Origin of the sequence: Stenotrophomonas rhizophila, from assembly GCF_007667275.1 — a bacterium.
Taxonomy (GTDB): domain Bacteria; phylum Pseudomonadota; class Gammaproteobacteria; order Xanthomonadales; family Xanthomonadaceae; genus Stenotrophomonas; species Stenotrophomonas maltophilia_AE.
In genome coordinates, this window is record NZ_VDQT01000003.1 from 493944 (window position 1) to 519313 (window position 25370).

Annotated in this window: 23 protein-coding genes; 12 read left to right on the plus strand and 11 right to left on the minus strand. The window is 66.9% G+C overall.

Annotated elements, in window-relative coordinates:
- Window positions 1-17: 17 nt before the first annotated feature.
- Window positions 18-2183 (minus strand): M3 family metallopeptidase, encoded by a 2166-nt coding sequence (locus tag FSZ13_RS12780; RefSeq protein ID WP_145480223.1) that lies wholly within the window; start codon window positions 2181-2183, stop codon window positions 18-20.
- 273 nt (window positions 2184-2456) lie between these two features.
- On the opposite strand from FSZ13_RS12780, the gene FSZ13_RS12785 reads away from it, so the two are divergent.
- Window positions 2457-2939 carry a glutathione peroxidase gene (locus tag FSZ13_RS12785; protein ID WP_145480225.1) on the plus strand — a complete coding sequence of 161 codons (483 nt, stop codon included), beginning with the start codon at window positions 2457-2459 and terminating at the stop codon, window positions 2937-2939.
- Between the two features lie 120 nt (window positions 2940-3059).
- On the opposite strand, the gene FSZ13_RS12790 is transcribed toward FSZ13_RS12785, so the two are convergent.
- Window positions 3060-3839, minus strand: coding sequence for a ferredoxin--NADP reductase (locus tag FSZ13_RS12790; protein ID WP_145480227.1), 780 nt, complete (start codon window positions 3837-3839; stop codon window positions 3060-3062).
- 141 nt (window positions 3840-3980) lie between these two features.
- A complete protein-coding gene (locus FSZ13_RS12795; protein ID WP_145480229.1) occupies window positions 3981-5852 on the minus strand; it encodes an ABC transporter ATP-binding protein in 1872 nt (623 codons plus the stop codon).
- Window positions 5853-6082: 230 nt separating this feature from the next.
- Here FSZ13_RS12795 and FSZ13_RS12800 point away from each other — a divergent pair, with 230 nt between their 5' ends.
- Together FSZ13_RS12800 and FSZ13_RS12805 are read left to right on the plus strand one after the other, a co-directional pair.
- Window positions 6083-7600, plus strand: coding sequence for a fumarate hydratase (locus FSZ13_RS12800; protein ID WP_145480231.1), 1518 nt, complete (start codon window positions 6083-6085; stop codon window positions 7598-7600).
- A 136-nt stretch (window positions 7601-7736) separates the two neighbouring features.
- On the plus strand, window positions 7737-8372 hold the full coding sequence (locus FSZ13_RS12805; protein WP_145480233.1) for a glutathione S-transferase family protein: 636 nt from the start codon (window positions 7737-7739) through the stop codon (window positions 8370-8372).
- A 27-nt stretch (window positions 8373-8399) separates the two neighbouring features.
- On the opposite strand, the gene FSZ13_RS12810 is transcribed toward FSZ13_RS12805, so the two are convergent.
- Window positions 8400-9557 carry a phospholipase A gene (locus tag FSZ13_RS12810; protein ID WP_145480235.1) on the minus strand — a complete coding sequence of 386 codons (1158 nt, stop codon included), beginning with the start codon at window positions 9555-9557 and terminating at the stop codon, window positions 8400-8402.
- Between the two features lie 134 nt (window positions 9558-9691).
- Window positions 9692-10177, minus strand: coding sequence for a DUF456 domain-containing protein (locus tag FSZ13_RS12815; RefSeq protein WP_145480237.1), 486 nt, complete (start codon window positions 10175-10177; stop codon window positions 9692-9694).
- A 236-nt stretch (window positions 10178-10413) separates the two neighbouring features.
- Between FSZ13_RS12815 and FSZ13_RS12820 the strand changes: the two genes are divergently transcribed.
- Window positions 10414-10623, plus strand: coding sequence for a cold-shock protein (locus tag FSZ13_RS12820; RefSeq protein WP_145480239.1), 210 nt, complete (start codon window positions 10414-10416; stop codon window positions 10621-10623).
- A gap of 84 nt (window positions 10624-10707) precedes the next feature.
- Here FSZ13_RS12820 and FSZ13_RS12825 read toward each other — a convergent pair whose 3' ends face one another.
- Together FSZ13_RS12825 and FSZ13_RS12830 are read right to left on the minus strand one after the other, a co-directional pair.
- Window positions 10708-11202 carry a glycine zipper 2TM domain-containing protein gene (locus FSZ13_RS12825; protein WP_145480241.1) on the minus strand — a complete coding sequence of 165 codons (495 nt, stop codon included), beginning with the start codon at window positions 11200-11202 and terminating at the stop codon, window positions 10708-10710.
- 119 nt (window positions 11203-11321) lie between these two features.
- Window positions 11322-11759, minus strand: coding sequence for a cytochrome c (locus FSZ13_RS12830; RefSeq protein WP_145480243.1), 438 nt, complete (start codon window positions 11757-11759; stop codon window positions 11322-11324).
- 93 nt (window positions 11760-11852) lie between these two features.
- On the opposite strand from FSZ13_RS12830, the gene FSZ13_RS12835 reads away from it, so the two are divergent.
- The gene (locus tag FSZ13_RS12835; protein WP_145480245.1) at window positions 11853-12644 is read left to right on the plus strand and encodes a tRNA threonylcarbamoyladenosine dehydratase; all 792 of its coding nucleotides are present in this window, start codon (window positions 11853-11855) and stop codon (window positions 12642-12644) included.
- 59 nt (window positions 12645-12703) lie between these two features.
- Here the strand turns inward: FSZ13_RS12835 and FSZ13_RS12840 are convergent, their stop codons facing one another.
- Together FSZ13_RS12840 and FSZ13_RS12845 are read right to left on the minus strand one after the other, a co-directional pair.
- The gene (locus FSZ13_RS12840; RefSeq protein ID WP_145480247.1) at window positions 12704-13468 is read right to left on the minus strand and encodes a TatD family hydrolase; all 765 of its coding nucleotides are present in this window, start codon (window positions 13466-13468) and stop codon (window positions 12704-12706) included.
- Window positions 13465-13686: a DUF6116 family protein gene (locus tag FSZ13_RS12845; protein ID WP_145480249.1), complete on the minus strand. Its 222-nt coding sequence runs from the start codon at window positions 13684-13686 to the stop codon at window positions 13465-13467. The genes FSZ13_RS12840 and FSZ13_RS12845 overlap by 4 nt, the downstream gene beginning before the upstream one ends.
- A gap of 161 nt (window positions 13687-13847) precedes the next feature.
- Here FSZ13_RS12845 and FSZ13_RS12850 point away from each other — a divergent pair, with 161 nt between their 5' ends.
- From FSZ13_RS12850 to FSZ13_RS12880, 7 genes are all read left to right on the plus strand, one after another.
- The gene (locus tag FSZ13_RS12850; RefSeq protein ID WP_145480251.1) at window positions 13848-14672 is read left to right on the plus strand and encodes a glycine zipper 2TM domain-containing protein; all 825 of its coding nucleotides are present in this window, start codon (window positions 13848-13850) and stop codon (window positions 14670-14672) included.
- Window positions 14673-14768: 96 nt separating this feature from the next.
- On the plus strand, window positions 14769-15311 hold the full coding sequence (locus FSZ13_RS12855; RefSeq protein ID WP_145480253.1) for a GNAT family N-acetyltransferase: 543 nt from the start codon (window positions 14769-14771) through the stop codon (window positions 15309-15311).
- 89 nt (window positions 15312-15400) lie between these two features.
- On the plus strand, window positions 15401-17680 hold the full coding sequence (locus FSZ13_RS12860; protein WP_145480256.1) for a thiamine pyrophosphate-dependent enzyme: 2280 nt from the start codon (window positions 15401-15403) through the stop codon (window positions 17678-17680).
- Window positions 17681-17683: 3 nt separating this feature from the next.
- Window positions 17684-19627, plus strand: coding sequence for an asparagine synthase (glutamine-hydrolyzing) (gene asnB / locus FSZ13_RS12865; protein WP_145480258.1), 1944 nt, complete (start codon window positions 17684-17686; stop codon window positions 19625-19627).
- A 152-nt stretch (window positions 19628-19779) separates the two neighbouring features.
- A complete protein-coding gene (locus tag FSZ13_RS12870) occupies window positions 19780-20340 on the plus strand; it encodes an NADPH-dependent FMN reductase (protein ID WP_145480260.1) in 561 nt (186 codons plus the stop codon).
- 240 nt (window positions 20341-20580) lie between these two features.
- Window positions 20581-22005, plus strand: a complete 1425-nt coding sequence (locus tag FSZ13_RS12875; protein WP_145480262.1) for a replicative DNA helicase — start codon at window positions 20581-20583, stop codon at window positions 22003-22005.
- A gap of 202 nt (window positions 22006-22207) precedes the next feature.
- Complete coding sequence (locus FSZ13_RS12880) at window positions 22208-22420, plus strand: hypothetical protein (protein WP_145480264.1); 213 nt, start codon at window positions 22208-22210, stop codon at window positions 22418-22420.
- A 252-nt stretch (window positions 22421-22672) separates the two neighbouring features.
- Here the strand turns inward: FSZ13_RS12880 and lpdA are convergent, their stop codons facing one another.
- Complete coding sequence (gene lpdA / locus FSZ13_RS12885; protein ID WP_145480266.1) at window positions 22673-24109, minus strand: dihydrolipoyl dehydrogenase; 1437 nt, start codon at window positions 24107-24109, stop codon at window positions 22673-22675.
- A gap of 60 nt (window positions 24110-24169) precedes the next feature.
- Complete coding sequence (sucB, locus tag FSZ13_RS12890) at window positions 24170-25369, minus strand: dihydrolipoyllysine-residue succinyltransferase (protein ID WP_145480268.1); 1200 nt, start codon at window positions 25367-25369, stop codon at window positions 24170-24172.
- Window position 25370 lies beyond the last annotated feature (1 nt).

Below are 25370 nucleotides of genomic sequence, written 5' to 3' on the forward strand. Positions count from 1 at the left end.
TCTGACTTGCAGGCGCGTTACTTCTTATCCGGAACCAGCCCACGCTTCTCGAGCAGCGGTTCGATCTGCGGCTCATGACCGGCGAAATCGCGGAACAGCTGCATCGCGTCCACGCTGCCACCCTTGGACAGCAGGGTGGCGCGGAAGTGGTCGCCGTTCTTGCGGCTCAGGCCGCCGTTGTCGCGGAACCACTTCTGGGTGTTGGCGTCCAGCACTTCCGACCAGATGTAGGCGTAGTAGCCGGCCGAGTAGCCGCCCATGATGTGGCTGAAGTACGGGGTCTTGTAGCGCGGCGGGACCGGTGCGTAATAGATGCCGTCCTTCTCCAGCGCCGCGCGTTCGAAGGCCATCACGTCCTTGGCGGCAGGCACCTGGTCCGGGCCGATCTGGTGCCAGCGCTGGTCGAGCATGGCCGCGCCCAGGTATTCGGTGGTGGCGAAGCCCTGGTTGAACTTGGCCGCGGCCAGCACCTTGTCCAGCAGCGCCTGCGGCATCGCAGTGCCGTTGCGGTAATCCTTGGCGTAGTTCTTCAGGATCGCCGGGTTGTCGGCCCACATCTCGTTGACCTGCGAGGGGAACTCGACGAAGTCGCGCGGCACCGACGTGCCCGAGAAGTACGGGTACTTCACGTTCGAGAACATGCCGTGCAGCGCATGGCCGAATTCGTGGAAGGTGGTGGTCACTTCATCCCAGGTCAGCAGGGTCGGCTGGCCGGCCGGCGGCTTGGGGATGTTGAGGTGGTTGGCCACCACCGGCTTGAAGCCGGTCAGGCCGGACTGCTGCACGTAGGCGTTCATCCACGCACCGCCACGCTTGGAGGCGCGGGCGTACGGGTCGAAGATGAAGATCGCCAGCTGGCTGCCGTCGGCATCGAACACGTCATACACGGTGACGTCGTCGTGGTAGACCGGCAGGTCGGTGCGCTGCTTGAAAGTCAGGCCGTATTCCTGGTTGGCGGCGAAGAACACGCCGTTCTCCAGTACGTTCTTCAGCTCGAAGTACGGCTTGAGCTGGGATTCGTCGAAGTTGTACTTGGCCTGGCGCACCTTCTCGCTGTAGAAGGCCCAGTCCCATGCCTCGAGCTTGAAGGTCGGCTTGCCGGCGGCCTTCTGTTCCTTGTCGATCATCGCCTGCAGGTCGGCGGCTTCGCGCTTGGCGTTGGCCACTGCGGCCGGGGCCAGCTGGCCAAGCATCGCGTTGACCGCTTCGGGGGTCTTGGCGGTCTGGTTGGTCAGGTTGTAGGCGGCGAAGTTCTCGAAGCCCATCAGCTTGGCCTTGTCGGCGCGCAGCTGCATGATGCGCGCGACCAGCGCGGTGTTGTCGAACTCGCCACCGCGGCTGCCACGGGTGACCGAGGCGTCGTAGATCTTCTTGCGCAGGTCGCGGTTGGTCAGGTTGGTCAGCGGCGGCTGGCCGGTGGTGTTGAGCAGGGCGATGACGTACTTGCCGTCCAGCTTGCGTGCCTTGGCTGCTTCGGAGGCGGCGGCGATCTGCTCGGCCGACAGGCCGTCGAGCAGCTTGACGTCGTCCACGGTCACCGCCGAGGCATTCACTTCGTTCTGCACGTTCTGGCTGAACTTGGTGCCCAGGTTGGCCAGCTCGGCGTTCATCGCCTTGAGCTTGGTCTTGTCGGCTTCGCTCAGCTTGGCGCCGGCGCGCACGTAGCTTTCGTAGTACTTCTCGACCAGGCGTACGCCTTCGGCGTCCAGGCCGAGCTGGGTGCGGGTGTCGTACAGGGTCTGGATGCGGGCGAACAGCTTGCCGTTCAGCGCGATCGCATCGCTGTGCGCGGCGAACTTCGCCGAGTAGTCGGCCTGCAGCTTCTTGCGCGCATCGTTGGTGTCGGCGCCGACCAGGCTGAAGAACACGGTGGTAGCGCGGTCCAGGGTGTCACCGCTCTTTTCCAGGGCGATGAGGGTGTTGTCGAAGGTCGGCTTGGCCTTGTTGTTGGCGATGGCCTCCACTTCCTTCAGCTGCTGGGCCATGCCGGCATCGAAGGCGGGGGCGAAGTCGCTGTCCTTGATCTTGTCGAACTGCGGGTAGTGCAGCGGCAGGCGGCTGTCGGCGAAGAACGGGTTGGCCTGCTGGGCAGCGTTGGCGGCCGGGGTGGCGGCCACGGCGGAATAGGCGGGCAGGGCAAGGCCGAGGGTCACGGCGACGGCGAGGGCAAGACGGGTGGTCAAGGGGTAATCTCCGGTCAGACAAGTGCCCGAGGGTAACCCGGCCCGAGGGGCCCGGGCTTGTGTCGAAAGGCATGTGCGGGGGCGGAACGATACCTGCCGTAGAGCCACGCCCTGCGTGGCTGCGGGGCGTCCGGCGAAGGGCAATGCGCGCTCAAAACCGTGTTCCTTGCCATGCGTCAGGGGCCGGGCGCGTGGCGACGCGTTCATCGAATGGGCGCCCATCGGTCTCTCGGCGCGGCTCTACAATGGCCTGACCCCTCCCGGAGTGCTCGCATGACCACCGCCTTCGATTTCTCGTTCGTGGACCTCGACGGCCAGCCCCAGTCGCTGGACCAGTATCGAGGCCAGGCCCTGCTGCTGGTCAACGTGGCCAGCAAATGCGGCTTCACCCCGCAGTACGAAGGGCTGGAAGCGCTGTGGCGCAAGTATCGCGAGCGCGGCCTGGTCGTGATCGGTTTTCCCTGCGACCAGTTCGGCCGCCAGGAACCGGGCAATGCTGATGAGATCCGCAGCTTCTGTTCACTGACCTACGAGGTGGACTTCCCGCTGTCGGAGAAGATCGAGGTCAACGGTGCCAACGCCCATCCGCTGTGGTCGTGGCTCAAGGCCGAGAAGTCGGGGCTGCTCGGCCTGAGCGGGATCAAATGGAACTTCAGCAAGTTCCTGGTCGGCCGTGATGGCAAGGTGCGGGAGCGGTACGCGCCCACCGACAAGCCGGAAAGCCTGCGCGGCGACATCGAGGCTGCGTTGGGGTGACCGCTGGACACGCATGGCGTGTCCCTACGGATTCGTGACCGGTATCGCTGGCGGGGCGGCAATACGGTAGCGACACGCCACGCGTGTCCCACGCGATGCGTCCGGCGCACGCCGCGCAGGTTACTTCTCGACGAACGCGCGCTCGAACACGTAATGGCCCGGAGTGCCGATCCGAGGCGAGGTCTGGAAGCCGCGCGCGTCCAGCACGTGGCGCAGGTCGGCCAGCATCTGCGGGCTGCCGCAGATCATCGCGCGGTCGTTTTCCGGGCTCAGTTCCGGCAGGCCAAGGGTGCGCTGCATTTCGCCGCTTTCCAGCAGCGCCGTGAGGCGGCCCTGGTTCGGGAACGGTTCGCGGGTCACGGCGGGGTAATAAAGCAATTTGTCGCCGATCATCTCGCCCAGGAACTCGTGCTCGCGCAGTTCCTTTTCGAACAGCTCGCGGTACGCCAGGTCCTTCTCGTAACGCACGCCGTGGGTAAGGATCACCTTGTCGAAGCGCTCGTAGGTTTCCGGGTCCTTGATCACCGACAGCCACGGCGCCAGGCCGGTGCCGGTGCCCAGCAGGTACAGGTGCCTGCCGGGGTGCAGGTCGCTGATCAGCAGCGTGCCGGTCGGCTTCTTTCCCACCAGCACCTTGTCGCCCGGCTTGATGTGCTGCAGGCGCGAGGTCAGCGGGCCGTCCTGCACCTTGATGCTGAAGAACTCCAGGTTCTCTTCCCAGTTCGCGCTGGCAATCGAATACGCACGCAGCAGCGGACGCGCCTCGGTTTCCAGCCCGATCATCACGAACTGGCCGTTCTCGAAGCGGAAACCGCTGTCGCGGGTGGTGGTGAAGCTGAAGTAGGCGTCCGTCCAGTGACGGACTTCAAGCACCGTTTCGGCGCCGAAAGCGGAAGACATGGGGGTGGGGTCTGATCTGTGTTGTCGCACCCAGTTTATCTCAAATGAGATAAATTCTCATTGAACCCGGGTCATGGGGTCGAAGCAGCAGGGCAGAGCCCCGTTCCACGCCCCCGTAGAGCCGGGCTCTGCCCGGCTGCTTCACCGATACCCGGCGGCCTGCAACTCGAACAATTCCGCGTACCGCCCGCCCTGTGCCATCAGCTCGGCGTGGGTCCCGCTGGCTTCCAGCCGCCCCTCGGCCAGAACCAGGATCCGGTCGGCCATGCGCACCGACGAGAACCGGTGCGAGATCAGCACCGCGGTGCGGTTGTCGGACAGCTCCTTGAAGCGCTGGAACACCTCGAATTCTGCCCGCGCATCGAGCGCGGCGGTCGGTTCATCCAGGATCATCACCTGCGCGTCGCGCATGTAGGCGCGGGCGATGGCGATCTTCTGCCACTGCCCGCCGGACAGATCCACGCCCTGCTTGAAACGGCGCCCGATCAGCTGCTCATAGCCCTGCGGCAGCCCCTCGATGACCGCGTCGGCCATGCCGCGCCGGGCCGCGTCGCGGATGCGCGCATCGTCGGTCATCGCCTCGACCAGGCCCACCCCGATGTTCTCGCCCGCGGTCAGGTTGTAGCGCACGAAGTCCTGGAAGATCACCCCCATGTTGGCGCGCAGGTCGTCCAGGTCGTAGTCGCGCAGGTCGCGGCCGTCGAGCAGGATGCGGCCTTCGTCGGGGTCGTACAGCCGCGCCAGCAGCTTCACCAGGGTGGTCTTGCCGGCGCCGTTCTCGCCCACTAGGGCCAGCACCTCGCCGGCACGCAGCTCGAAATCAAGGTGGCGTACCGCCCACGCTTCGGCGTCCGGGTAGCGGAAACCCACATTCTCGAACACGAAGCCCCGGGTGATCGGCTGCGGCACCGGTACCGCGTCCGGGCAAGAGTGGATCTCCGGCTCGATCTGGAAGAACGAGAACAGGTCGTCCAGGTACAGCGCCTGGCTGGCTACCTGCGAAAAGCCGATCAGCAGGCCTTCCAGCAACTGTCGCAGGCGCAGGAAGCTGCCGGCCAGGAAGGTGAGGTCGCCGATGGAAAAGTCGCCGCGCACGGTGCGCCACGCAATGTAGGCGTAGGCGGTGTAGTAGCCCAGCGTGCCCAGCGCCGCCAGCAGCGTGCCCCAGAACGCACGCTTGCGTGCCAGCGCGCGGTTGGCGCGAAAGAACTTCTCGGCCAGGAACCGGTAGCGGTCGATCAGGAAGCGGTGGAGGTTGAAGATCTTCACCTCCTTGGCGGTTTCCACGCTGGCCCCGATCTGGCGCAGGTAGTCCAGCTGGCGACGCTCCGGCGTCCACTGGAAGTTGAGGCTGTAGCCGGCCGCGTTGAAGTGCGACTCGCCAATGAACGCCGGCACCAGCGCCACCGCCAGCAGCAGGATCAGCCACGGCGCATACACCAGCAGGCCCACCGCCAGGCTGGCCACGGTGATGGCGTCCTGCACCTGGCCGAACAGCTGGCTCATCAGGTTCATCCGGCCCATGGTCTGGCGACGGGCGCGGTCGAGCTTGTCCTGCAGGTCCGGGTCTTCGAAGTCCTCCAGGTCCAGCTCGGCCGCGTGCTCCATCAGGCGGATGCTGGTGACGTTGGTGAACAGTTCCGAGAGCAGGGTGTCGGCGTAGCTGACGATGCGGCCGAGCAGGTCCGAGGCGATAGCCAGGCCGAACTCCAGCGCCAGCAGGCCCAGCAGCGGGTTGAGCAGGCCGCTGTAGAGCGCCTCCTCGAACGGCGGGAAGCCGGCCTCGTGGCGGCTCAGCAGCAGCGCCGCATCGATGATGAGCTTGCCCACGTAGAGCATCGCCACCGGCAGCAACGCGCGGATGACCCGCAGGCCCAGGCTGGCCGACGCTAGCCAGGGACTGGTCTGCCAGACCTGGCGCAGGAAGGGGGGCAGGTTGCGCATCGCCTGGAAGCGTTCGCGCAGGCTGGGGTTCTTGGGGCCGGCGGCGCCGGCAGCAGGGGAGGCGGGCATGCCGAACATTGTGCCTGCCCCCGCTGTGAAGCCCGGTAGCGCCGGCCGTTGGCCGGCCCTCCTGCACGATCCGGAGCTCGTGAGGGCCGGCCAACGGCCGGCGCTACCGGGACAGCGGCCAACGCGGCATGCACGAGGCGTCGGTTGTCGGGAGTCATTCCCACCACCGCCGGGCAGGGGCGCTAAAATGGTGGGCTTACCCCCGCCAGCCCCGAGCAAGCGAGCATTACGTGACATCGATCAAGCAGGAAGACCTCATCCAGTCCATCGCCGACGCGCTGCAGTACATCTCGTACTACCACCCGGTCGATTACATCAAGAGCCTTGCCGCCGCCTATGAGCGCGAGGAATCGCCGGCCGCTAAGGAAGCGATGGCGCAGATCCTGATCAATTCGCGCATGTGCGCCGAAGGCCACCGGCCGATCTGCCAGGACACCGGCATCGTCACCGTGTTCCTGGAAGTGGGCATGAACGTGCGCTGGGATGACGCGACCATGAGCCTGGAAGACATGGCCAATGAAGGCGTGCGTCGGGCCTACAACCACCCGGACAACAAGCTGCGCGCCTCGGTGCTGGCCGATCCGGCCGGTAAGCGGGTCAACACGAAGGACAACACCCCCGGCGTGGTCAACATGAAGATCGTGCCAGGCGACACCGTGGACGTGATCGTGGCGGCCAAGGGCGGTGGCTCCGAAGCCAAGAGCAAGTTCGCCATGCTCAACCCGTCCGACTCCATCGTCGACTGGGTGCTCAAGACCGTGCCGACCATGGGCGCCGGCTGGTGCCCGCCGGGCATGCTCGGCATCGGCATTGGCGGCACGGCCGAAAAGGCGATGCTGCTGGCCAAGGAATCGCTGATGGAGCCGATCGACATCAACGAACTCAAGGCCCGTGGCGCGTCCAACCGTGCCGAAGAACTGCGCCTGGAGCTGTACGACAAGGTCAACGCACTGGGCATCGGTGCGCAGGGCCTGGGTGGCCTGACCACGGTGCTCGACATCAAGGTCAAGGACTTCCCGACCCACGCCGCCAACCTGCCGGTGGCGATGATCCCCAACTGCGCCGCCACCCGCCACGCCCACTTCACCCTGGACGGCAGCGGTCCGGTGATGCTGGACCCGCCGTCGCTGGAAGACTGGCCGCAGATCACCTATGACGCCTCCAAGGGCACCCGTGTCGACCTGGACACGATCACCCCGGAAGACGTGGCCAGCTGGAAGCCGGGCCAGACCCTGCTGCTCAACGGCAAGCTGCTCACCGGCCGCGATGCCGCGCACAAGCGCATGGTCGACATGCTCAACAAGGGCGAGCCGCTGCCGGTCGACCTGAAGGGGCGTTTCATCTATTACGTGGGCCCGGTCGATCCGGTGCGCGACGAAGTGGTGGGCCCGGCCGGTCCGACCACCGCTACCCGCATGGACAAGTTCACCCGCCAGGTGCTGGAGCAGACCGGCCTGCTCGGCATGGTCGGCAAGGCCGAGCGTGGTCCGGCCGCGATCGAGGCGATCCGCGACAACAAGTCGGCGTACCTGATGGCGGTGGGCGGTTCGGCCTACCTGGTGTCCAAGGCGATCAAGGCCGCCAGGGTGGTGGGCTTCGCCGACCTGGGCATGGAAGCGATCTACGAGTTCACCGTGCAGGACATGCCGGTGACCGTGGCGGTCGACTCCACCGGCGAGTCGGTGCACACCACCGGCCCGCGCGAGTGGCAGGCCCGCATCGGCAAGATCCCGGTGGTTGTGGCCTGAGGCCGCGCCACCCGATGCGCTGAAACGCATCGGTAGGTGCCCACCGTTGGTGGGCACGCTCCCAGGAACGGCGCCGAAAGGCGCCGTTCTGCATTTGGCATAATCCGAACCTTCCCTGTCTGCAGGTATCGCGCCGATGACAACGACCTTGTATGGCTCCGCCAGCACCGCCTCGCTGGTCGTGCACTGGCTGCTGATCGAACTGGATATCGAGCATGAGCTGGTCCTGCTCGATTTCGACACGCGCCAACAGAAGTCCGCCGACTACCTGGCGTTGAACCCGGCCGGGCGTGTGCCGACGCTGGTGATCGACGGCCAGGTCCTGACCGAAGCGGCGGCCATCGCGCTGCACCTGGCCGATCTGCACCCGCAGGCGGGGCTGTTGCCGGCGCCGGGGACGGAAGCGCGCGCGCAGGCCTACCGCTGGATGTTCTGGTGCGCCAACACCCTGCAGCCGGCGTACCGTGCGTGGTTCTATGCCGATGAAGTAGCCGGTGCATCTAACGTCGACGCGGTCCGCGACAGTGCGCGGCAACAGCTGGAAGCGGGGTGGGCGCGCTTTGCCGGACACCTGCAGCAGGGCGGCCCGTACGTCCTGGGCGACCGTGTCAGCGTGGTGGATTTCATGCTGGTGATGCTGATACGCTGGTCGCGCAACATGCCGGTGCCCAGCGATACCTGGCCGGAACTCAAGGCCTACGCCGAGCGTCTGAAAGCACGCCCGGCGTTCGCCGAGGTCTACCGCCGCGAAGGCATCACCGACTGGACGTGACAGCCACGCAGGGCGTGGCGCTACCGGTCAATACCACTCCAGCAGGGACACGCCCACGCCCACGTAGGTGGCCTTGTGGTTGTAGTCGATCATGCTCTCGCCGTAGCCGTCGAAGACCTGCACGTGGCCGCGCAGCAGGTTGCTGATCGGGAAGCCGTAATCCAACTGCAGCGCGCCGTGCGAACGGTCGCCGCCGCGCAGCGAATGCCGCGCCATCAGCGAAACCTCGTGGCCGTTGCGGTTCCAGGTCAGGGTCGCGTCGCCGCGGCCCATGTAATCCTCGATGTCCGGGTTGTTGTCGTCTTCGCGGTCTTCCGGCAGCCGGTACCACGGCCGCAGCACCAGCGCCCAGTTTTCACGGTCCAGGCCGATGGTGGCGATCACCCGGTTCCAGCTGCGCGACAACGGGTCGGCGCGGCCGTTGGAGACGTGGGTGAGGCTGAGCCCGCTCATGCGCCCGCGCCAGCCGCCGATCGAGTAGCCGTTGCGGAACATCATCATGATTTCCGGTTCGTAATTGGTCTCGCGGAACGGGCGCGAATTGTCGGCGTTGTAGGCCTGCCAGCGCGAGCTCTGGGTATAACCGGCCCAGATGTCGCCGTTGTCGCCGAACACGTTCTCCCAGACCTTGGTCTTGAAGCTCAGCTGGAACTTCAGCTCGTTGCTGTCCAACTGCTGCGGCGTGGTCACCGTGTTGTCGGGGTTGGGCGACTGCGGGGTCTGGTTCTTGTCGCTGGTCCAGAACGCCGGCAGCAGGTAGACCGGCTTGTAGGCGCGCAGCTGGAACGCACCCAGCTTGGAGTCCTGCGCCAGTTCCCAGCGGCTGTCCAGCAGCGAGCCCTTGCCGGCATTGGCCAGCGCCGCTTCATGCCCATCGTTCTTGAACACTTCGCCCAAGCGCTGCTTGACCCGCTCCGTGGCCGGTGCGTCGGGGGTGCGCGCGGCCTGCCGCTCCTCGCGACGTTCCTGTTTGGCCGCGACTGCCGCTGCGTCCGCGGCCTGGGTGGTTTCCGCGGTCGGCCGGAACAGCTTGTCGTAGCAGGCCAGGCGCGCCGCGTCCGTGCCCACCAGGGCGCAGGCCTCGGGCGTGGCCGGGGTCGGCGACAATTCCTGGGCGGCCAGCGGCAGGCTGGCGGTGGCCAGGGCCAGGGCGGAGAACAGGGCCGAACGGGGGCGGTGGGTCATGGGGGCGGGCCGGTAAAGGGAAGGAACCGGAACAGTGTGGCTGCTGCCCCGGATTCCCGCCAGCGCGACTCGGCTGGGGGATGAGCGCGTTTATGCAGGTGTCCCCTGTGCGCGGGACGTGAAGCCGATCGCGCTCAGAAGAACCAGGCGAAGGCGAAGATCCCCAGCATCGCGATCACCAGCGCCAGCTTGAGCGCGAACCCGAGCAGGATCCCCAGCCAGGTAGCCAGCCCGACCTTGGTCGAGCGCCCCAGTTCGCGGGTATGCCAGTACTCGCCCAGCAGGGCGCCCGCCAGCGGACCGGCAAACAGGCCGATGGGCATGAAGAACAGGCCGACGATGCTGCCGATGAAGGTGCCCCACAACGCCTTGCGGCTGGCGCCGACGCGTTTGGCGCCGACCAGCGTGGCGATCACGTCCACCGCGAAGGACGCCAGGGTCAACAGCCCGAGCACGGTCAGCGGTACCCAGCCCACATGCACGAAGCCATCGCCCCAGGCAGCCACCAGCAATCCCGCGAAGACGAGCGGAATCCCTGGCAGCGCAGGCAGCACGATCCCGGCGATGCCGATCAGGACCAGGACAACGGCGAGAACGTAAAAGATGAATGAAGAGTCCATGCGGCCAAGTATGGCAAAGGAAATGGGGTTGACATATCGGAATTAAGGCAGTTGCTTTTTCATTTTGCCCGGGTTAAGTTGCAGTCGCTGAGCTTGGCAAGGTCACCGTGGATCGTGGCCTGATGATGGTAGATCCTCAAGATCCGCTCCATCGATGCACCTCGCTTCCCCCTTGCTGTCAGCCGCCCGCAAAGGCGTATCCAACGACAAAGCAGAGATACCAGGGAGTAAGTGAGATGGCTGATCGTGAGAGCGGTACCGTGAAGTGGTTCAATGATGCCAAGGGCTTTGGTTTCATCAGCCGCGCCAACGGCGAAGACGTGTTCGTGCACTTCCGCGCCATTGAAACCCAAGGTTTCAAGAGCCTGAAGGAAGGGCAGGCGGTGAGCTTCGAAGTGGTGCAGGGCCAGAAGGGCCTGCAGGCCGACAAGGTCCAGCCGGCCTGATCCAGTTGACCAGAACCGGCGCCTGACAACGAAGAAGGCCCGCGAAAGCGGGCCTTCTTTCTTGCCTGTGCCAGCGTCGCTGGCTCAGCGGATGACCACCCGACCGTTGACTACGCGCACGTAGGTGTTCTCGCGGATCCCGCCCAGGTCGCGCTGGTTGACCACCACGGTGCGGCCGTCGTCCATGCGCACGGTGATGTCGAAGGTGTCGCTGGTGACGTTCTTCTGGATCTGGTTGCCGGCCAGCGCGCCACCCACCGCGCCTGCGGCCGCGGCGATGTTCTGGTTGCCCTTGCTGCCGCCGGTATGGTCGGAGATTTCATGCCCGGCCACCGCGCCGACCAGGCCGCCCAGGATCGCGCCGGTCGCGCTCGGTGCGGTGCGGCCGGAAGCCACCTGGTTGATCCGGGTCACGATGCCGCAGTCGGCGCAGCGGTTGGTGTTGTAGTTGCCACCGTTGTTGTAGCCGCTGTTGTTGTAACTGTTGTTGTAGCCGCCACCGCCGTACCCGGGCGAGGTGGCGCAGCCAGCCAGTGCGACGGTGGCAACGGCGGCTGCAGCAATGAGTTGGATCTTCATGGTGGTTCTCCTGGCCAGAAGGGGTGGTCGAATGCGTCTGGGGCGCATGGCGCAGATCCTGTCCTGTGCTGCGTGAACAGGGCGCCAATCCAGTCCTCACTTCGTGGCTGGCAGATGAATCAACGGAAATCCTGATGGCAGGCCTTGCAGTCGGCCTGGATCTTTTCCACCAGCGTGCCCATGGCCGCGCAGTCGGTCGGCGGGGCGGCGAGCGCGGTGTTGAGGGTCGCGCGCAGGCCGCTGGCATGCTGCTGGAACTGCGCGTTGTCGCGCAGGTCCGGGAAGGCCAGGTCCAGGTCGTTGGACAGCGAGCGCAGTGTCTGCAGGCGCGGCACGCTGTCGGCCAGGCTGCAGCGGTTCTGTGCCTGCGCGTCGCCGAGCAGGGCGACCTGGCGCTGCATCACCTGCATCAGGCTGCCGGGGAACGGATCCTGCCGCGCCTGGATCGCGCGCGACACCATCACCGTGGCGACCAGGCCCACGACCAGGCCCAGCCCGGCAACGAACAGATAGCGGTAGGCCGCGGACGGACGGCGGGTGGGGGCAGGCGTGTTCATCGCGGTGGCTTCCTTGTGGGTGGCTCGCTGCATCCTACCCGCGGCGCGTGGCGGGCGTACATGCCGGGCACCGGCCCGTCTAAAATGGCAGCCATGAACGACGTATTGCGCGAACGCTTTGCCGGCATCGACCGGTTGTATGGAGTGGGCACCGTGGACCATCTGTCGCGCCGCCGGGTGGCGGTGGTCGGCATGGGCGGGGTCGGCTCGTGGGTGGTGGAAGCGCTGGCGCGCACGGCGGTGGGGCACCTGACCCTGATCGACGCCGACGATATCTGCGTCTCCAACACCAACCGCCAGCTGCCGGCCCTGGCCGGGCACTACGGGCGCAACAAGGCCGAGGCGATGGCCGAACGCTGCCGCGCGATCAACCCGGACATCGAGGTCGATGCGATTGCGTCGTTCCTGACCGTCTCGAACATGGAGGCGCTGCTGGACCGCGGCTTCGACCTGGTGATCGACGCCTGCGACAGTTTCCGGGTCAAGGTGGAAACCATCGCGTGGTGTCGCCGTCGCAAGCTGCCGATCCTGACCGTGGGCGCTGCCGGCGGCCGTACCGACCCCACCCTGGTCCGCATCCGCGACGTGTCGCGGACCGAGCACGACGCGATGCTGGCGTTGATCCGCAAGAAACTGCGCAGCGACTTCAACTTCCCGAAGAACGCCTCGCGCTACTTCGGGGTGCCGGCGGTGTATTCGCTGGAGAACGTGAAATACCCGCAGGCCGATGGCAGCGTGTGCGGCGTGCGCCCGCAGCTGGGCGCCGATGCCGCGCTGAAGCTGGATTGCGGTGCCGGCCTGGGCGCGGCCACGCACATCACCGGTGCGTTTGCGTTCGCGGCGGTAGGCAAGGCGTTGGAGATGCTGCTGAAGAAGAAGCCGTAGAGCCACGCCCTGCGTGGCTGCTCTTCGCCGTATACCCCGCAGCCACGCAGGGCGTGGCTCTACCGCAGGCCGAACAGCCTGCGTGCGTTTGCCGTGGTCTGCTCTGCAATCGCCTCGACCGGCTCGCCGCGCAGCCGCGCCACGGTTTCTGCAATCACCGTCAATCGCGCCGGCTCGTTGCGCTCGCCGCGGATGCCGGCGTCCGGCTGGTCCGGGGCGTCGGTTTCCAGCAGCAGCTGCTCCAATGGCAGCTGTGCCACCAGTCGCCGCAGGCGCTGCGCGCGGTCATAGGTCAGCGGCCCGCCGAGGCCGACCAGGAAACCCAGCTTGTGCAGCTGCGCGGCCTGTTCCGGGCTGCCCGGGAAACTGTGGATCACCCCGCGCAGGCCGCCCACCTGTTTGATTGCGGCGATCACCGCATCCACCGCGCGCCGCGCATGCACGATCACCGGCAGGTCGAACGCGCGGGCGATCCGCAGTTGCCCGTCGAAATAGAACTGCTGCTGGTCGGCATCCAGGCCATCGACGAAGAAATCCAGCCCACATTCGCCCACCGCGCAGGGACGCTCGCGGGCGATCCATTCGCGCAGCTGGTCCAGGTGCTCCGGCCGGTGCTGGTCGAGGAACATCGGGTGCAGCCCGTAGGCGGGGAACAGTCCCTCGGCGAGCCGCGCGCTGTCGCGCAGCTTGGGCCAGCTGGCGGCGGTCACCGCCGGCAGCACCTGCGCATGCACGCCCACGGCCTGCGCGCGCGCGATGACCTGCGCACGATCGTGGTCGAATTCGTCGGCGTCCAGGTGGCAGTGGCTGTCGAACAGGTTCACGCGTCGCGCCGGTCCAGGCGCGGGGGCAGGGTGTCGCTGCGACGTTTCCAGTTGGCCAGCAGCAGGGTGCCCAGCCCGAACAGGATTTCATCCACGAACGGAATCGGGTCTGGAATGAACAAGGTCACTGCAAACAGCGCGGCGGTGACCTTGAACAGCGTGGGGTAGCGCAGTCCGCGCGCCCACTTCATGACTGGCAGCAGCAGGGGACCGGGCATCGCACTCTCCTCGACAGATGATGTAAACGCTATCACGAGCCCTGCGACGACAGAACCTGAATGGGTAAGTGAGGTGTATGCGTCATGTGGAGATTCTGTTCAGGGAGTGCATGCTGGAATCCGCATCAAGAACGTTGCGGATCGTCCGCAGGGAGTCGGTTATGAAAAGCACAACTACTACTGTCCTGGTCGCTGCGGGCGCCCTGCTGGTGGGTGGCATCGCCACCGCCGCCTTCATGAAAAGCGGTAACCCTGCCGACCCGGTTACTGCCGCGCAGACCCGCCCGAACCTCGACACGACGCCGCTCGCCGATGACGGTGCGCTCACCGACAACGTCGCCGTGGACAAGGCCGGTCGCCTGGAATACGCCGACGTGGTCAAGGTCGATCCACTGACCCAGAAGGAAAAGGCCTACGCCACCGTGATCGGCACCGAGCCGGTGCGCGAAACCTCGACCACGCAGACCCCGCATGAAGTCTGCGAGGACGTGGTGGTGCAGGAGCGCCTGCCCGAGCGCGACGGCAACGTCGGCGGCACCGTGGCCGGTGCGGTCATTGGTGGCCTGCTCGGCAACCAGGTCGGCGGTGGCAACGGCCGCAAGGCGGCCACCGCGGCCGGCGCCGTGGCCGGTGGCATGATCGGCAACCAGGTCGACAAGCGCCACGTCGGCGGCCGCGTGGTCAACCGTACCGAGCGCCAGTGCCACACTGAAACGGCCACCTCCGAGTCGACCAAGGTCACCGGCTACAACGTGACCTACCGCAACGAAGATGGCACCACCGGCACCATGCGCATGGCCAGCAAGCCGGGCAACCGCATCGCCATGGGCACCACCAATGCGGTGACCGGTTACAACGTGACCTACCGCTACGATGGCGTCGAAAAGACCGTCAAGATGGCCAACAAGCCGGCCAGCGACCGCCTGCCGGTGGTGGATGGCCAGCTGGTCACCCAGACCGCCGCGCTGGATACCAACCAGCAGTAGCGCCGGACCCTGCCCGGCAACCCTGGAAAGGCCGGCATCTTGCCGGCCTTTTCCGTTCTGCGAGAATCGGTCCCGGCTTACCCACGGGACACCCGCATGAGCATCTTCGACCTGCGCCTGGAAACCGACCGGCTGATCCTGCGCCCGCCGCGCGCGGAGGACTTCGACGCCTTCCTCGCGTTCTGCACCGATCCGCAGGTGATGCAGCACCTGGGCGGGGTGCAGGCCCCGTCCCAGGCCTGGCGCAGTTTCAGCTGCCTGGCGGGCAGCTGGCATCTGTATGGCTTCTCGATGTTCTCGGTGATCGAGAAAAGCACGGGCGACTGGGTGGGCCGCATGGGGCCGTGGCAGCCGCTGGACTGGCCGGGGACCGAAGTGGGCTGGAGCATCCGCCACGCCAGCTGGGGCAGGGGCTACGCACCGGAGGCCGCGGTGGCCGCCATCGACTGGGCGTTCGACACGCTGGGGTGGGACGAGGTGATCCACACCATCGACGCGGCGAACGAAAACTCCAAGGTCGTCGCGCGCAAACTTGGCAGCCGCCTGCTGCGGATCGGCGAGCTGCCGCCGCCGCACGACGGCAAGCCGATCGAGATCTGGGGGCAGTCGCGGCAGCAATGGAGGGCCCGGGCGGGCTAGCCAGGTTTTGTGCACCTGCGCTTGGCAAGCAGCGCCGGTTGCGGCGATGCTCGGCGCGGTCGTCCGTTCGGCTCTGCTGGAGGGTGTGCATGGTTGCCGTGGTTCCCGATCCGATTCCCGCGCGCATGAAGGCCCTGAACCGGGCCGAGATCTGCGACGTCAATTTCATCGAGTTCGTCCGCCAGTGGCACGGCGAGCCCCGCGCGCGGCCGGCACCGGATGCGCCGATCGTTCCCGGCAGCAGCCTGGACGCGCAAGGCTTCGACGCGCTGCTCGACTCGCAGCTGGCTAGCCGCCACCTGGACCTGATGGCGCGCGTGCTGCGGGTGCAGAACAAGGTCTTCTACACCATCGGGTCGTCCGGCCATGAGGGCAATGCGCTGGTGGCGCGGCTGGCACGGCATACCGATCCGGCGTTCCTGCACTACCGCTCCGGCGCGTTCATGGCCGAGCGCTTCCGCCAGCTGCCGGGCATGGATCCGGTCATGGACGCGGCGCTGTCGTTCGCGGCCAGCCGCGACGACCCCGCCAGCGGCGGTCGGCACAAGGTGTGGGGCAGCAAGCCGCTGTGGGTGCTGCCGCAGACGTCCACCATCGCCTCGCACCTGCCCAAGGCGCTGGGCACGGCGCTGGCAATCGAAACCGCGCGGCGCATCGGCCACCGCCTGCCGATTCCGGACGACAGCGTGGTGATCTGCTCCTTCGGCGACGCCTCTGCCAACCACGCCACCGCACAGACCGCATTCAACACCGCCGCCTGGGCGGCCTACCAGCGGCTGCCGGCGCCGGTGCTGTTCGTGTGCGAGGACAACGGCATCGGCATTTCGGTGAAGACCCCCGATGGCTGGATCGCCGACAGCTTCAGCCACCGTCCCGGCCTGGACTATTTCTTCGCCGATGGCCTGGATCTGGCGGGCGGCCATGCGCAGGTCCAGCGCGCGCTGTCGCACTGCCGCAGCACCCGGCGACCGACCTTCCTGCACCTGCGCACGACCCGTCTGATGGGACACGCCGGCACCGATTTCGAGATCGAGTGGCGGCCGCTGGCCGAGCTGTGCGCGGCAGAGGCGGCGGACCCGCTGCTGCGTTCGGCGCAGATCGCGCTGGAATCGGGCTGGCTCACCGCAGCGCAGCTGCTCGAGCGTTACGAAGCCATGCGCGCGCGCTGCTTTGCCGCCGCCGAGGCGGCCGACCAGCGGCCCAGGTTGCACGCGCTGGCCGAAGTGATGGCGCCACTGGCGCCGTACAGTCCCGCCGCGGTAAACGCCGAAGCCTGCCGAGTCCCCGCCGCCGACGCGCGCGAGGCGGTGTTCGGCGGTGCCGCGCAACTGCCCGAGCGGCAGCCGCCGCGGCACCTGGCGATCCAGATCAACCAGGCCCTGCACGACCTGCTGTGCAAGTACCCCGAGTCGCTGCTGTTCGGCGAGGACGTGGCGCAGAAAGGCGGCGTGTATACGGTCAGCAAGGGGCTGTTGAAGGCGTTCGGGCCGCGCCGCGTGTTCAACACGCTGCTGGATGAAACCATGATCCTGGGCATGGCCCAGGGCCTGGCCAACCTGGGCATGCTGCCGATCCCGGAAATCCAGTACCTGGCCTACCTGCACAATGCCGCCGACCAGCTGCGCGGCGAAGCCTGTTCGCTGCAGTTCTTCTCCAACGACCAGTTCCGCAACCCGATGCTGGTGCGCATCGCCGGGTTGGGCTACCAGAAGGGCTTCGGCGGGCATTTCCACAACGACAATTCGATTGCCGCGCTGCGTGACATTCCCGGACTGGTGGTGGGCTGCCCCTCGCGCGGCGACGACGCGGCGATGATGCTGCGCACGCTGGCGGCGCTGGCCCGGGTGGATGGGCGGGTGGCGGTCTTCCTCGAGCCCATCGCGCTGTACATGAGCAAGGACCTGCACGACCCCGGCGACGGGCAATGGCTGTTCGCCTACCCGCCGCCGGACCAGGCGCTGGTGCTGGGCGAGGGCCGGGTGTACGCCGCCGAGGCCAGCGACCTAGTCATCTTCACCTATGGCAACGGGGTACCGATGAGCCTGCGCGCGGCGCGCCGCATCGAGGCCGAGCTGGGCTGGCAGGTGCGCGTGGTCGACCTGCGCTGGCTGGTGCCGCTCAACGCCGGCTTCATCGCCGGACAGGCCGCGGACGCACGCCGGGTGCTGGTGGTGGACGAGGGCCGGCACAGCGCCGGGGTGGGCGAGGGCATCCTCACCGCGCTGGTAGAAGCCGGGCTGGGGCACCTGCCGCTGCAGCGGGTGAGCGGCGCGGACACCTATACGCCGCTGGCGGGGGCAGCATTGTGCGTGCTTCCAAGCGACAATGCGGTGGTAAGCGCCGCGCGGGTGTTGGCGCAGGACCATTGACGCATGTGTGGACTGGCAGGAATGTTGCTGGCCGCCCCGGGACGGGAGCAGGCCGCGTTGGAACAGCAGGCACGCCGCATGGGCGATGCCCTGCTGCACCGTGGGCCGGATGACAGCGGGGTGTGGGCCGATGCCGCAGGTGGCATCGCGCTGGCGCACCGCCGCTTGAGCATCCTCGACCTGTCGCCGCTCGGCCACCAGCCGATGGCCTCCGACGATGGCCGTTACGTCCTGGCCTACAACGGCGAGGTGTACAACTTCGCCACGCTGCGGCGAGAGCTGGAAGGCCTGGGCCACGGCTTCCGCGGCCATTCCGATACCGAGGTGCTGCTGGCCGCGTTCGTGGCCTGGGGCCTGGACGAGACCCTGCAGCGCGCCAACGGCATGTTCGCCATCGCCCTGTGGGACCGCGCCGAGCAGTGCCTGTGGCTGGCCCGCGATCGGGTCGGCAAGAAGCCGCTGTACTACGGCTGGGCCGGCGACACGCTGGTTTTCGGCTCGGAACTGAAGGCGCTGTGGCAGCACCCGGCATTCGACAACGGGATCGATCGCGACGCGCTGACCCTGCTGCTGCGGCTGGATTACATTCCGGCGCCGCACTGCATCCACGAGCGCTGCTTCAAGCTGATGCCGGGGCGGGTGCTGCGCCTGGACGCGGCAGCGGTCGCCGCCGGTGCCGCCGCACACCGGCCGGACCAGCAGCAGTTGCCGTTCTGGAATGCGCGCGAGCGCATGCAGCAGGCGCTTGCCGCGCCGTTCCAGGGCAGCGACGAGGACGCCGAAACCCAGCTGGACGGCCTGCTGCGCGACGCGGTCGGGCTGCGCATGGTGGCCGACGTCCCGGTGGGCGTGTTCCTTTCCGGCGGCACCGATTCGTCGGTGGTGGCGTCGCTGATGCAGGCGCAGTCGTCGACCCCGATCCACAGTTTCAGCATCGGCTTCGAGGGCTCCGACCACGACGAGGCGCCGCTGGCCAAGGCGCTGGCCGGGCACCTGGGTACGGACCACACCGAGCTGTATGTCAGCGGTGCCGACGCGCTGGCGGTGGTCCCCGCGCTGCCGGCGATGTTCGACGAACCGTTCGCCGACGCCTCGCAGGTGCCGACCGCGCTGGTGGCGCGGCTGGCGCGCAGCGCGGTGACCGTGGCGCTGTCGGGCGACGGCGGCGATGAGCTGTTCTTCGGCTACAGCCGCTACCAGCGTGCGCTGCGCAACTGGACCCTGCTGGGCCGGGTGCCGGCGCCGCTGCGGCGCTGGATGGCCGCCCATGCGCACACCCAGGGCGAGGCCTCGCGTACCGGCGGGTTGGCCGCATTGCTGGCTGAAACCGGCGCGCGTGGCATCGGCGATGTGTACCGCAACCGCATCTCGCGCTGGCGCGACCCGGTGTCGGCGGTGATCGGCGCCCGCGGCGCCGGCAGTTTCTACGACCTGGCCGACCCGCTGCATGGCGCCGGTTCGCCGGCCGACGCGATGATGCTGGCCGACTTCAGCACGTACCTGCCCGACGACCTGCTGTGCAAGGTCGACCGCACCAGCATGGCGGTCAGCCTGGAAGCGCGTGCGCCGCTGCTGGACTGGCGCGTGGCGGAATTCGCCTGGTCGCTGCCGCTGTCGATGAAGCAGCGCGACGGGGTCAGCAAATACCTGCTCAAGCGCGTGCTGGGCCGCTACGTGCCGCAGGACATGGTGCACCGGCCCAAGCGCGGCTTCGGTGCGCCGGTCAGCGCGTGGCTGAAGGGCGACCTGCGCGGCTGGGCGGACGGACTGCTGGACCCGGCACGGCTGGCCGAGGAAGGCATTTTCCACGTCGATGCGGTGGCACCGCTGTGGAAGCAGTTCCAGCAGGGAGAGCGCAAGTGGCATACCCACCTGTGGAACGTGTTGATGTTCCAGGCCTGGCAGGCGCATTGGAAGCAGGTGCGGGCGGCGGTTCCGCGCGCGTGACCGGCACCGCGCCGGACACGCATGGCGTGGCTCTACACCCCGATCTCCCGGCCGCACCGTAGAGCCACGCCCTGCGTGGCTGCGCAACCCGCCTTCACCGTGCACAACGGCGGTGTCACCTAGGCTGGGCGTACCTTCACCGGAGACACCCCATGGCCACCCCCACCATCGCCGTGCTCGTCGGCAGCCTGCGCAGCGGTTCGCACAACCAGGCCCTGGCCCATGCGCTGGAAAAGCTGGCCGCCGGCAAGGCGACCTTCGACTACGTCCAGATCGGCGACCTGCCGCTGTACAACCAGGACTTCGACAGGGACTACCCGGCTGAAGGGCTGCGCCTGAAGGACCAGATCAAAAAGGCCGATGCCGTGCTGTTCGTCACGCCTGAATACAACCGCTCGGTGCCCGGCGTGCTCAAGAACGCCATCGACATCGGCTCGCGGCCCTATGGGCACAGTGCCTTCGCCGGCAAGCCCGCCGCGGTCATCGGCGCCTCCATCGGCGCCATCGGCACCGCACTGGCCCAGCAGCACCTGCGCAACATCCTGGCCTACCTGGACATGCCGGTACTGGGCCAGCCCGAGGCGTTCGTCCACTTCAAGGAAGGGCTCATCGACGCGCAGGGCGGGATCAGCAACGAGGGCACCCGCGATTTCCTGCAGGGCTTCGTGGACAAATTCCTGGCCTGGATCGCCACCCATGGCGGTCAGCAATGAGCCAGACGCTTCTGCGATAATGGCGGCGCGGCGCACGACCAACGGTCGTGCGCTACCCGACACGGTTGGCCTCCAGCTGGGTCGCGCGGCACTGCAACCGGTAGCGCACGACCGTTGGTCGTGCCGCCCCGCCCGGTGCGCACGACTATCCACCGCTTATCCACAGGGTTGTGCATGGCTGTGGCAGCCGCCCCGTGCCTACCATGTCCCACGCTCCACTCTGCAGGAAACATCCCGCTCATGTCTGCCCGTTCCGGCTTCCGTTCCGACCGCAAAGATCGCGGTGACCGCTTCGATCGCGACGAGATGCGCATCGACGCGCTGCGCGTGCCGCCGCACTCGATCGAGGCCGAGCAGGCGGTGCTGGGCGGGTTGATGCTGGCCCCGGAAAGCTACGACCGGGTCAACGACCAGCTCACCGAAACCGACTTCTACCGCCGCGACCACCAGACCATCTACCGCGCGATCCGCGAGCTGTCCGAGCGCGACCGCCCGTTCGACGCGGTGACCCTGGGCGAGTGGTTCGAATCGCAGGGCAAGATGGAGCTGGTCGGCGATGGTGCCTACCTGATCGAACTGGCCAGCACCACGCCATCGGCGGCCAACATCGCCGCCTACGCCGAGATCGTGCGCGACAAGGCGGTGCTGCGCCAGCTGATCCAGGTCGGCACCGACATCGTCAACGATGGTTTCCAGCCAGAGGGCCGCGAGAGCAGCGAGCTGCTGTCGGCAGCGGAAAAGTCGGTGTTCGCCATCGCCGAACAGGGCGCGCGCGGGCGTACCGATTTCGTGGCGATGCCGGGTGCGTTGAAGGACGCGTTCGAAGAGTTGCGCAGCCGCTTCGAGAACGGTGGCAACATCACCGGCCTGCCGACCGGCTACGCCGATTTCGATGCGATGACCTCCGGCCTGCAGCCGACCGACCTGATCATCCTGGCCGCGCGTCCGGCCATGGGCAAGACCACCTTCGCGCTCAACATCGCCGAATACGCTGCGATCAAGTCCAAGAAGGGCGTGGCGGTGTTCTCGATGGAAATGTCGGCCTCGCAGCTGGCAATGCGCCTGATTTCGTCCAACGGCCGCATCAACGCCCAGCGCCTGCGTACCGGCCAGCTTGAAGACGAGGACTGGAGCCGGGTCACCGGCGCGATCCGCATGTTGAAGGAGACCAAGATCTTCATCGACGACACGCCGGGCGTGTCGCCGGAGATCCTGCGTTCCAAGTGCCGCCGGCTCAAGCGCGAGCACGACCTGGGCCTGATCGTGATCGACTACCTGCAGCTGATGAGCGTGCCGGGCAACAGCGAGAACCGCGCAACCGAAATCTCGGAGATCTCGCGTTCGCTCAAGGGGCTGGCCAAGGAACTGAACGTGCCGGTGATCGCGCTGTCGCAGCTCAACCGCTCGCTGGAAACGCGTACCGACAAGCGCCCGGTGATGGCCGACCTTCGCGAATCCGGCGCAATCGAGCAGGACGCGGACATGATCGTGTTCATCTACCGCGACGATTACTACAACAAGGAAAATTCCCCGGACAAGGGGCTGGCCGAGATCATCATCGGCAAGCACCGAGGCGGCCCGACCGGCTCGTGCAAGCTCAAGTTCTTCGGTGAATACACGCGTTTCGACAACCTCTCGCACGATTCGGTGGGGTCGTTCGAATGATGCGCCGGCGCACGACCAACGGTCGTGCGCTACCAGGGTGGTGCCCGACGGGACCCATGCCCCACGGACCCGGTAGGTACCGACCGTTGGTCGGTACGCGTTTCGTCGGCGGATCCGGGGTTTCGTCGCAAACCGGTTGAACCCGGGTGGGCAGGGCGGCAACGTGGTCCTGCCGCGGCAAGGTGCCGCCCTGGAGACCGTCATGAAGACCCTGCTCGCGCTCGGCGTGTGGTGCCTGCTGTTCGTGCTGTGCTGGCCGTTGGCGATCCTGGCCCTGCTGGCCTGGCCGTTCGTGTGGCTGCTGAGCCTGCCGTTCCGGCTGGTCGGCGTCACCTTCTCGGCGCTGTTCGCGTTCCTGGCTGCATTGTTCATGCTGCCGGCACGCCTGCTGGGTGGCCACCGCGTCGCAGCGTGATTGGCGTGGTAGGGTCGGTTCCCAAACGACTGCCAGTGATCGGCACTGGGACGCATGACCCTCTGCCGGAGAGGCGCCTTCCCCAGAGGTCATGCGTAACCGAACCTTGCATCCGTAGTGGCGGTCGTTTGGGAACCGACCCTACCGATGTCGTGCGTCGCGAAGGTACGACAGGTGCAGCGAAAGCCACGTTTCAGCACCACGAAAAACCCCGCCGAGGCGGGGTTTTTCGTTGCATCACCACAGGGCCGGTCAGTTGGCCTTGTGGATCGCGCGCTTGCTCACGGCCATGGCGGCGTCGTGGACCACTTCCGACAGCGACGGGTGCGCGTGGCAGATGCGGGCCAGGTCGTCGGCCGAACCGCTGAACTCCATGGTCAGCACGCCTTCGTGGACCAGTTCGGACACGTTCGCGCCGACCAGGTGCATGCCCAGGATGCGATCGGTTTCAGCATGCGCCAGCACCTTCACGAAACCGGCCGGTTCGATCATCGCCACGGCGCGGCCGTTGGCGGCGAACGGGAAGCTGCCGGCCTTGTACGGAATGCCCTCGGCCTTCAGCTGTTCTTCGGTCTTGCCGACCCAGGCCAGCTCCGGCTCGGTGTAGATGACCCACGGAATGGTGTCCATGTTGACGTGGCCCGGCAGGCCCGCGATCAGCTCGGCCACCGCGATGCCTTCCTCGAAGCCCTTGTGCGCCAGCATCGGGCCGCGCACGCAGTCGCCGACCGCCCACACGCCATTGACGCCGGTGTGGCAGTGCTCGTCCACTTCGATCTGGCCACGCTCGTTGACCTTCACGCCGGTACCTTCGGCAAGCAGACCCTTGGTCGCGGCGCGACGGCCCACGGCCACCAGCAGCTTGTCCACCACCAGGCTCTTTTCGCCTTCGGCGTCGGTGTAGGTCAGGGCGACTTCCTTCTTCTTGCCCTTGCCGGTCACTTCCGCCTTGGAAACCTTGGCACCCAGGCGGATGTCCAGGCCCTGCTTCTTGAATTCCTTGGCGGCGACCTTGCCCACTTCGGCATCGGCGGCAGCCAGGAAGGTCGGCAGCGCTTCGAGGATGGTCACTTCGGCGCCGAGACGCTTCCACACGCTGCCCAGTTCCAGGCCGATCACGCCGGCGCCGATCACGGCCAGGCGCGCCGGGACTTCGGTGAAGTCCAGGCCGCCGACGTTGTCGACGATGGTCTCGCCGTCGAACTTCGCGAACGGCAGTTCGATCGAATCCGAACCGGCAGCGATGATCACGTTGGTGCCCTTCAGCTCGACCACTTCACCGTCGTGCTGGGTGACCTTGACCACGTTGCCCGGCTGCAGTTCACCGAAGCCGTAATAGGCGGTGACCTTGTTGGCCTTGAACAGCATGGCGATGCCGCCGGTGAACTGTTTGACAATCTTGTCCTTGCGGCCAACCATCGCTTCGACGTCCATCTTGGCATCCTTGAAGCTGATGCCATGGTCGCCAAAGATGTGGCCCATGTTCCAGAACTGGCGCGAGGAGTCCAGCAGCGCCTTGGACGGGATGCAGCCCACGCGCAGGCAGGTGCCGCCCAGCGCCGGCTTGCCATCCTTGCCCAGTGCAGCGTCGATGCAGGCGGTCTTCAGACCCAGCTGCGCGGCGCGGATGGCGGCGTGATAGCCGGCCGGACCGGCACCGATGACGACAACGTCGAATTGTTCAGCCATTGAAAATTCCTTGATGCTTTACCAGAACCCCTCCGCGCAGGCGCGGAGGGGCGGGAGGTCTTACAGGCCGAACAGCATGCGGCCCGGGTTTTCCAGCTGGTTCTTGATGTCCACCAGGAACTGCACCGAATCCTTGCCATCGATGATGCGGTGGTCGTAGGACAGCGCCAGGTACATCATCGGCGCGATCACGACCTGGCCGTTCTGCGCGATCGGACGTTCCTTGATCGCGTGCATGCCCAGGATGGCGCTCTGCGGCGGGTTGATGATCGGGGTGGACAGCAGCGAACCGAAGGTGCCGCCGTTGGTCACGGTGAAGGTGCCGCCCTGCAGTTCTTCCAGGCTCAGCTTGCCGTCACGGGCCTTCTTGGCGTAGTCGGCGATGGTCTTTTCGATGTCGGCGAACGACATGCGCTCGACGTTGCGCAGCACCGGCGTGACCAGGCCCTTCTCGGTCGAAACCGCGATCGAGATGTCCGAGTAGCCGTGGTAGATGATGTCGTCGCCGTCGATCGAGGCGTTGACCAGCGGGAAGCGCTGCAGCGCGTTGGCGGCGGCCTTCACGAAGAAGCTCATGAAGCCCAGCTTGATGCCGTGCGCCTTGACGAACTCGTCCTGCAGGTCCTTGCGCGCCGCCGAGACCTTGGACAGGTCGACTTCGTTGAAGGTGGTCAGCATGGCGGTGGAGTTCTTCGACTCCATCAGGCGTTCGGCGATGCGCTTGCGGATGCGGGTCATCGGCACGCGTTCTTCCGGACGGGCGCCACCGGCCTTGCCGGCGCCGCCGTTGCGGGCGAAGTTGACGATGTCTTCCTTGGTCACCGCGCCGCGACGGCCGGTGCCGTCGACATCGGCCGGGTTCACGTTTTCGGTGATCGCGGTGAAGCGCGCGCCCGGGGGCAGGGTATCGGCAGCCGACTTCGATGCCGGGGCCGGGGCAGCCGCCGCAGCCGGAGCGGCAGCGGCCGGCGCGGCCTCTGCCTTCTTCTCTTCAGCGGCCGGGGCCGGGGCAGCGGCCACGGCGCCTTCCTCGATCACCGCCACGACCTGGCTCGAGGTCACGGTGGCGCCCACCTCGAACTTGATTTCCTTCAGCACGCCATCGACCGGCGACGGCACTTCCAGGACGACCTTGTCGGTTTCCAGGTCAAGCAGGTTTTCGTCGCGCTTGACGGCGTCGCCAACCTTCTTGTGCCAGGTGGCGATGGTGCCGTCGGCGACGGATTCGGGCAGTACCGGGGCTTTGACTTCGGTGGCCATG

Excerpts from the sequence above, each read along its gene's own strand:
- lpdA (WP_145480266.1), bottom strand. The coding sequence starts at position 24,109 with ATGGCTGAACAATTCGACGTTGTCGTCATCGGTGCCGGTCCGGCCGGC.
- FSZ13_RS12855 (WP_145480253.1), top strand. The coding sequence starts at position 14,769 with ATGAGCATCTTCGACCTGCGCCTGGAAACCGACCGGCTGATCCTGCGC.
- FSZ13_RS12795 (WP_145480229.1), bottom strand. The coding sequence starts at position 5,852 with ATGCCCGCCTCCCCTGCTGCCGGCGCCGCCGGCCCCAAGAACCCCAGC.
- FSZ13_RS12805 (WP_145480233.1), top strand. The coding sequence starts at position 7,737 with ATGACAACGACCTTGTATGGCTCCGCCAGCACCGCCTCGCTGGTCGTG.
- FSZ13_RS12825 (WP_145480241.1), bottom strand. The coding sequence starts at position 11,202 with ATGAAGATCCAACTCATTGCTGCAGCCGCCGTTGCCACCGTCGCACTG.
- FSZ13_RS12830 (WP_145480243.1), bottom strand. The coding sequence starts at position 11,759 with ATGAACACGCCTGCCCCCACCCGCCGTCCGTCCGCGGCCTACCGCTAT.
- FSZ13_RS12845 (WP_145480249.1), bottom strand. The coding sequence starts at position 13,686 with ATGCCCGGTCCCCTGCTGCTGCCAGTCATGAAGTGGGCGCGCGGACTG.
- FSZ13_RS12785 (WP_145480225.1), top strand. The coding sequence starts at position 2,457 with ATGACCACCGCCTTCGATTTCTCGTTCGTGGACCTCGACGGCCAGCCC.
- FSZ13_RS12870 (WP_145480260.1), top strand. The coding sequence starts at position 19,780 with ATGGCCACCCCCACCATCGCCGTGCTCGTCGGCAGCCTGCGCAGCGGT.
- FSZ13_RS12810 (WP_145480235.1), bottom strand. The coding sequence starts at position 9,557 with ATGACCCACCGCCCCCGTTCGGCCCTGTTCTCCGCCCTGGCCCTGGCC.
- FSZ13_RS12880 (WP_145480264.1), top strand. The coding sequence starts at position 22,208 with ATGAAGACCCTGCTCGCGCTCGGCGTGTGGTGCCTGCTGTTCGTGCTG.
- FSZ13_RS12875 (WP_145480262.1), top strand. The coding sequence starts at position 20,581 with ATGTCTGCCCGTTCCGGCTTCCGTTCCGACCGCAAAGATCGCGGTGAC.
- FSZ13_RS12860 (WP_145480256.1), top strand. The coding sequence starts at position 15,401 with ATGGTTGCCGTGGTTCCCGATCCGATTCCCGCGCGCATGAAGGCCCTG.
- FSZ13_RS12850 (WP_145480251.1), top strand. The coding sequence starts at position 13,848 with ATGAAAAGCACAACTACTACTGTCCTGGTCGCTGCGGGCGCCCTGCTG.
- asnB (WP_145480258.1), top strand. The coding sequence starts at position 17,684 with ATGTGTGGACTGGCAGGAATGTTGCTGGCCGCCCCGGGACGGGAGCAG.
- FSZ13_RS12815 (WP_145480237.1), bottom strand. The coding sequence starts at position 10,177 with ATGGACTCTTCATTCATCTTTTACGTTCTCGCCGTTGTCCTGGTCCTG.
- FSZ13_RS12790 (WP_145480227.1), bottom strand. The coding sequence starts at position 3,839 with ATGTCTTCCGCTTTCGGCGCCGAAACGGTGCTTGAAGTCCGTCACTGG.
- FSZ13_RS12820 (WP_145480239.1), top strand. The coding sequence starts at position 10,414 with ATGGCTGATCGTGAGAGCGGTACCGTGAAGTGGTTCAATGATGCCAAG.
- sucB (WP_145480268.1), bottom strand. The coding sequence starts at position 25,369 with ATGGCCACCGAAGTCAAAGCCCCGGTACTGCCCGAATCCGTCGCCGAC.
- FSZ13_RS12835 (WP_145480245.1), top strand. The coding sequence starts at position 11,853 with ATGAACGACGTATTGCGCGAACGCTTTGCCGGCATCGACCGGTTGTAT.